4 protein-coding genes are annotated in these 6,440 nt (G+C 70.2%); 2 read left to right on the top strand and 2 right to left on the bottom strand.

The genetic code is table 11. From position 1 onward, the window contains the following. Positions 1–63: 63 nt before the first annotated feature. The gene (locus ABT048_RS26440; RefSeq protein ID WP_350523984.1) at positions 64–504 is read right to left on the bottom strand and encodes a DUF3052 domain-containing protein; all 441 of its coding nucleotides are present in this window, start codon (positions 502–504) and stop codon (positions 64–66) included. 518 nt (positions 505–1,022) lie between these two features. Between ABT048_RS26440 and aceE the strand changes: the two genes are divergently transcribed. Then, positions 1,023–3,773 carry a pyruvate dehydrogenase (acetyl-transferring), homodimeric type gene (aceE, locus tag ABT048_RS26435; RefSeq protein WP_350523983.1) on the top strand — a complete coding sequence of 917 codons (2,751 nt, stop codon included), beginning with the start codon at positions 1,023–1,025 and terminating at the stop codon, positions 3,771–3,773. Between the two features lie 118 nt (positions 3,774–3,891). Here aceE and ABT048_RS26430 read toward each other — a convergent pair whose 3' ends face one another. Continuing rightward, the gene (locus ABT048_RS26430; protein WP_350523982.1) at positions 3,892–5,496 is read right to left on the bottom strand and encodes an MFS transporter; all 1,605 of its coding nucleotides are present in this window, start codon (positions 5,494–5,496) and stop codon (positions 3,892–3,894) included. 216 nt (positions 5,497–5,712) lie between these two features. Between ABT048_RS26430 and ABT048_RS26425 the strand changes: the two genes are divergently transcribed. Next, on the top strand, positions 5,713–6,393 hold the full coding sequence (locus tag ABT048_RS26425; RefSeq protein ID WP_350523981.1) for a TetR/AcrR family transcriptional regulator: 681 nt from the start codon (positions 5,713–5,715) through the stop codon (positions 6,391–6,393). Positions 6,394–6,440: the final 47 nt, after the last annotated feature.

Raw genomic sequence — 6,440 nt, 5'->3', positions numbered from 1 at the left:
AGGGGGGGGGGGGGCCCCCCCCGGGCCCCCCCGGCGGGGCCCGGCGGGGGCTTCAGGACCCGTTCAGCGCTTGCCGCCCGGCTTCGCCGTGGACTTGGTCGCGAGCCTGGTGGCCGCCCAGTCCTTGACGATGTTGATCGAGCTGGTCTGGGAGAGGCCGGACGTACGGGCCGCCTCGTTGATGTCCGAGGCCTCGATGTGGCCGTCCCGCCCGGTCTTGGGCGTCAGCAGCCAGATGACGCCGCCCTCGGCGAGGTACTCCAGCGCGTCGACGAGGGCGTCGGTGAGGTCCCCGTCGTCGTCGCGGTGCCACAGCAGGACGGCGTCCGCGACGTCGTCGTAGTCCTCGTCGACGAGATCCGTCCCGGTGATCTCCTCGATGCCCTCGCGGAGGTCCTGGTCAGTGTCTTCGTCGTACCCCAGCTCCTGGACGATCTGGCCACCCTCGAAGTTGAGACGGGCCGCCGGGTTGGACTTGTCCGCGGGGTCCGCGGTCGCGCTCACGGGAATAACCTCCAGTATTCGGCTCGGCGTCCATGCCGAGGCTGTGGCCGTAGTCCACACGGGCGCGGCGGTTCGCGCAAGTACCCGACCCCCGATCCCCTCCAAAGGTTGACGTGTCGCACCGGGACACGCCGTTCGACGTGTCGGGAATCACACCGATTTGCCCTTCTCTGCATGGGACAAGGATGCTTCGGGTGGTCCGGGCCCACAGGCCGTACGCGTGCCCGAGATGCGAACGGCATTCGGGGTCCGCGCATGCGCGGGCGTAGAGTCTCCTGTTGGCCCTCACCCCGGCCGCCCGCCATCGGGCGGACGGGACACCAGGTCGGACCACCTCTTTTCGTAACACCAGGGGGTGTGCGGAGCGGACGAAGACGCCCGTGCCGCGCACCACCAGACCGGACCGCCCAACAGGCGGAACGGTTACCGATCGGTAGAGATGACGGATCTCCGAATGCGGTAGCACGATGGAGGCGGCGCGACACACCTCTAGTTTCGACCGACAGTGAAGGAACAGCGTGGCTTCCGGATCCGATCGCAACCCGATCATCATTGGCGGCCTTCCGAGTCAGGTCCCGGACTTCGATCCCGAGGAGACCGCGGAATGGCTGGAGTCGCTCGATGCGGCCATCGACGAGCGGGGGCGTGAGCGTGCCCGTTACCTGATGCTGCGGCTGATCGAGCGCGCCCGCGAGAAGCGTGTCGCCGTGCCCGAGATGCGCAGCACGGACTACGTCAACACCATCGCCACCAAGGACGAGCCGTTCTTCCCCGGCAACGAGGAGATCGAGCGCAGGATCCTCAACGCGACCCGGTGGAACGCGGCCGTCATGGTCTCCCGGGCCCAGCGCCCCGGCATCGGCGTCGGTGGCCACATCGCCACCTTCGCCTCCTCCGCGTCGCTCTACGACGTGGGCTTCAACTACTTCTTCCGCGGCAAGGACGCCGAGGGCGAGTCCGGCGACCAGATCTTCTTCCAGGGTCACGCCTCCCCCGGCATCTACGCCCGCGCCTTCCTCCTGGACCGACTCACCGAGCAGCAGCTCGACGCGTTCCGCCAGGAGAAGTCGAAGGCCCCGTACGGCCTCTCCAGCTACCCGCACCCGCGGCTGATGCCGGACTTCTGGGAGTTCCCGACCGTCTCGATGGGCCTCGGCCCGCTCGGCGCGATCTACCAGGCCCGGATGAACCGCTACCTGGAGCACCGCGGCATCAAGGACACCTCCGACTCGCAGGTGTACGCCTTCCTCGGCGACGGCGAGATGGACGAGCCCGAGTCGCTCGGCCAGCTGTCGCTGGCGGCCCGCGAGGGCCTGGACAACCTGACCTTCGTGGTGAACTGCAACCTGCAGCGCCTCGACGGCCCGGTCCGCGGCAACGGCAAGATCATCCAGGAGCTGGAGTCCCAGTTCCGGGGCGCCGGCTGGAACGTGATCAAGCTCATCTGGGACCGCAGCTGGGACCCGCTGCTCGCGCAGGACCGCGACGGCGTGCTGGTCAACAAGCTGAACACCACGGTGGACGGCCAGTTCCAGACCTACGCCACCGAGTCCGGCGAGTACATCCGCGAGCACTTCTTCGGCTCCGACCTGCGCCTGCGCAAGATGGTCGAGAGCATGACCGACCAGCAGATCCAGCACCTGGGTCGCGGCGGCCACGACCACAAGAAGATCTACGCGGCGTTCAAGGCGGCCCGCGAGCACAAGGGCCAGCCGACGGTCATCCTGGCCCAGACGGTCAAGGGCTGGACGCTGGGCCCCAACTTCGAGGGCCGCAACGCCACCCACCAGATGAAGAAGCTGACGGTCGAGGACCTGAAGCGCTTCCGCGACCGGCTGCACCTGCCGATCACCGACAAGCAGCTCGAAGAGGGCTACCCGCCCTACTTCCACCCGGGCCGCAACTCGGAAGAGATCCAGTACATGCACGACCGCCGGCAGGAGCTCGGCGGCTACGTGCCGACCCGCAAGGTCCGCCCGCGCAAGCTGGAACTGCCCGGCGACGACGCGTACAAGGCGGTCAAGAAGGGTTCCGGCAACCAGACCATCGCCACCACCATGGCGTTCGTCCGGCTGCTCAAGGACCTCATGCGGGACAAGGGCATCGGCAACCGCTTCGTGCCGATCGCGCCGGACGAGTACCGCACCTTCGGCATGGACTCGCTCTTCCCGTCGGCGAAGATCTACAACCCGCTCGGCCAGACCTACGAGTCGGTCGACCGGGACCTCCTCCTCGCCTACAAGGAGTCCCCGACCGGCCAGATGCTGCACGACGGCATCTCCGAGGCGGGCTGCACCGCCTCGCTGATCGCCGCGGGCTCGGCCTACGCCACCCACGGCGAGCCGCTGATCCCGGTGTACGTCTTCTACTCGATGTTCGGGTTCCAGCGCACCGGCGACCAGTTCTGGCAGATGGCCGACCAGCTGGCCCGCGGCTTCGTCCTCGGCGCCACCGCCGGCCGCACCACCCTGACCGGTGAGGGCCTGCAGCACGCCGACGGCCACTCGCACCTGCTGGCCTCGACCAACCCGGGCGTCGTCGCGTACGACCCGGCGTACGGCTTCGAGATCGCGCACATCGTCCAGGACGGTCTGCGCCGGATGTACGGCTCCAGCGCCGAGCACCCGAACGGCGAGGACGTCTTCTACTACCTCACCGTGTACAACGAGCCGATCAAGATGCCGGCCGAGCCCGAGAACGTGGACGTCGAGGGCATCCTCAAGGGTCTGCACAAGTACGCGCCGGGCACCGCCGGCCAGATCCCGGCCCAGATCCTCGCCTCCGGCGTGGCCGTGCCGTGGGCCCTGGAGGCCCAGCGCATCCTCGCCGAGGAGTGGAACGTCAAGGCCGACGTCTGGTCCGCGACCTCCTGGAACGAGCTGCGCCGCGACGCGGTGGAGGCCGAGGAGTTCAACCTGCTGCACCCCGAGGAGCAGCAGCGCGTGCCGTACGTCACCCGGAAGCTCCAGGGTGCCGAGGGCCCGGTCGTCGCGGTGTCCGACTGGATGCGCGCGGTGCCGGACCAGATCGCCCGCTGGGTGCCGGGCCAGTACCAGTCGCTGGGCGCCGACGGCTTCGGCTTCGCCGACACCCGTGGCGCGGCCCGTCGCTTCTTCCACATCGACGCGCAGTCGGTCGTCCTGGCGGTGCTCACCGAGCTCGCCAAGCAGGGCAAGGTCGACCGCTCGGCGCTGAAGGACGCGATCGACCGCTACCAGCTGCTGGACGTCACCGCGGCCGACCCGGGCGCCGCCGGCGGCGACGCCTGATCACCCGGTAGGTGACCGAAGGGGCCGGACCTCCACGCGAGGTCCGGCCCCTTCGGCGTTCCGCACCACGACGGCCCCGGACTCCGCCGAGTCCGGGGCCGTGGTGCACGGGCGCGCGTCAGATGTGCACGGCGGGGCCCGCGTCGGTGGCGCCGCGCCGGGTGAGCAGGCCGAGCACGGCGGCGCCGAAGGCCACCACGGCGGCGACCGCGAAGGCGAGCGACATCCCGCTGACGAAGGACTCGTGGACGGCGCCGGCCATCGCGTCCACCACCTGCTGCGGGGTGCCGGGCGGGGCCGGCGGGGCGATGCCGAGCTGGGCGGCCTGCTTGAGCCCCTCGGCCTGCGGGCCCTCGACCGGCGGCAGGCCGGCCCCGGCCCACTTGCCGGGCAGCACGTCGCCGACCTTGGCGGCCATCAGCGCGCCCAGCACCGCGGTGCCGAGGCTGCCGCCGACCTGCATCGCGGACTGCTGCAGGCCGCCGGCCACGCCGGACAGCTCCAGCGGGGCGTTGCCGACGATCACCTCGGTGGCGCCGACCATGACCGGGCTGATGCCGAGGCCCATCAGGACGAACCAGAGCGACATCACGCCGTTGCCGGAGCCGGTGTCCAGGGTGGACATGCCGAACATCGCGGTGGTGGTGATCAGCATGCCCGCCACGATCGGGATCCGCGGGCCGAGCTTGCCGATCGCGATGCCGGCCACCGGCGAGCCGACGATCATCATGCCGGTCATCGGCAGCAGGTGGACGCCGGCCTCGACCGGCTTCATGCCGTGCACGTTCTGCAGGTAGAAGGTCACGAAGAAGATCGCGCCGAAGAACGCGAAGGCCATCAGAACCATCAGCAGGACGCCCGCCGACAGCGGCACCGAGCGGAACAGGCCCAGCGGGATCAGCGGTTCGCGCGCCTTGCCCTGCCAGAGCGCGAAGAGCACCATCAGCAGCACCGCGCCGCCCAGGAACAGCAGCGTGCGGGCGTCGCCCCAGCCCCACTCGGGGGCCTTGATGATGCCGAAGACCAGCGCGAACATCCCTGCGGACAGCAGCACGATGCCGGGGACGTCGAAGGACTTGGCGGCGTTCTCGGCCCGCACGTCCTGGAGGATCCACAGGCCGAGCGCCAGGGCGATCAGACCGACCGGGATGTTGATGAAGAACACCGACTCCCAGCTGACGTGCTCGACCAGCAGGCCGCCGACGATCGGGCCGGCCGCGGTGGAGGCGCCGATCACGCCGCCCCAGATGCCGATGGCCATGTTGAGCCTCTCGGCGGGGAAGGCGCCGCGCAGCAGGCCGAGCGCGGCCGGCTGGAGCAGCGCGCCGAACAGGCCCTGGAGCACCCGGAAGGCGATCACGGTCTGGATGTTGCCCGCGAAGCCGATCGCGGCGGAGGTGGCGGCGAAGCCGACCGCGCCGACCAGGAAGGTGGACTTGTGGCCGAAGCGGTCGCCGATCTTGCCGGCGGTGATCAGGAAGACCGCCAGGGCGAGCAGGTAGCCGCTGGTGACCCACTGGATCTCGGAGGGCGCCGCGTTCAGCTTCTCCTGGATCACCGGGTTGGCGATGGCGACGATCGTGCCGTCCAGCGCCACCATCATGACGCCGACCGCGACGGTCAGCAGGGTCAGCCAGGGGTGTCCCTTGAGGCCGCCCCCGGACGGTGGCGTCGGCGGCGGCGCGGCGTCCGCCTCGGAGTTCTTGACGACGGACTGGCTCATCTGGGCCCTCCGGGGGCGTGGCTCGGTCGGAACGTGGTCGTGGCGCCCCGGCCCACCCGTCCCCACAGGTGCCCCGGCCCGACGGGCGCCACTCGCCGCAGATTATGTCAGCTGCTGACATTCGGCAAACAGTGACTTCTGGCCATTACTGCCATTTGTCAGAGCGCTAAGGTTGTCCTCCCACCCGCCACACCAGCGCCCCGGAAGGCCCCCGCCATGGCCGCTCACGCCCCCCGCCCCACCGGCACCCCGGAGGACCTCGGCCGGACACCCGGGCTGCGCGAGCGCAAGAAGCAGCAGACCCGGTACGCCCTGGTCCAGGCGGCCCACATGCTCTTCCTCAGCCAGGGCTTCGCCCGCACGACCGTCGACGAGATCGCCTCCGCCGTCGACGTCTCCCAGCGCACCTTCTTCCGCTACTTCGCCAACAAGGACGAGGTCGCGCTCGCCGTCATGGCCGAGGCCGAGGACTACTTCATCGAGTGCCTGCGCCACCGCCCCGCCGAGGAGTCCCCGCTGGAAGCCCTGCGCGCCTCGATCGTCAAGGCCTGGCGCGACCTCGGGAACGCCGAGGCCTCCGGCCCCGGCTCGATCACCAGCGCCCTCGAACTCATGCGGATGATCGAGGACGCGCCCACCCTGCTCGCCGCCCACCTGCGCCGGGTCACCGAGCAGGAACGGATCGTCGTGCAGGTGCTCGCCGAACGCGAAGGCCTGGACCCGCGCGAGGACCTGCGTCCCACCGTGCTCGCCGCCGTCTTCGGCAGCGTGCTGCGCGCCGCCCACCTGTCCTGGACGGCCGACCGCGAACCCGACGGCCCGGAGGGCATGATCGCCCTGATCGAGCGCCACTTCGACCAGCTCGGCCCCGCCCTGGCCGGCCGCTGGCGCACCTGAACGCCCGTGTCATACCCCGGTACCACCCCGGATCCCACCCCCAGGTC

Origin of the sequence: Kitasatospora sp. NPDC096140 (assembly GCF_040303045.1) — a bacterium.
Lineage (GTDB): Bacteria > Actinomycetota > Actinomycetes > Streptomycetales > Streptomycetaceae > Kitasatospora.
Note: the sequence above shows the minus strand (reverse complement) of the source record. Positions and strands in the feature narration are given on the sequence as shown.

Excerpts from the sequence above, each read along its gene's own strand:
- ABT048_RS26425 (WP_350523981.1), top strand. The coding sequence starts at position 5,713 with ATGGCCGCTCACGCCCCCCGCCCCACCGGCACCCCGGAGGACCTCGGC.
- ABT048_RS26430 (WP_350523982.1), bottom strand. The coding sequence starts at position 5,496 with ATGAGCCAGTCCGTCGTCAAGAACTCCGAGGCGGACGCCGCGCCGCCG.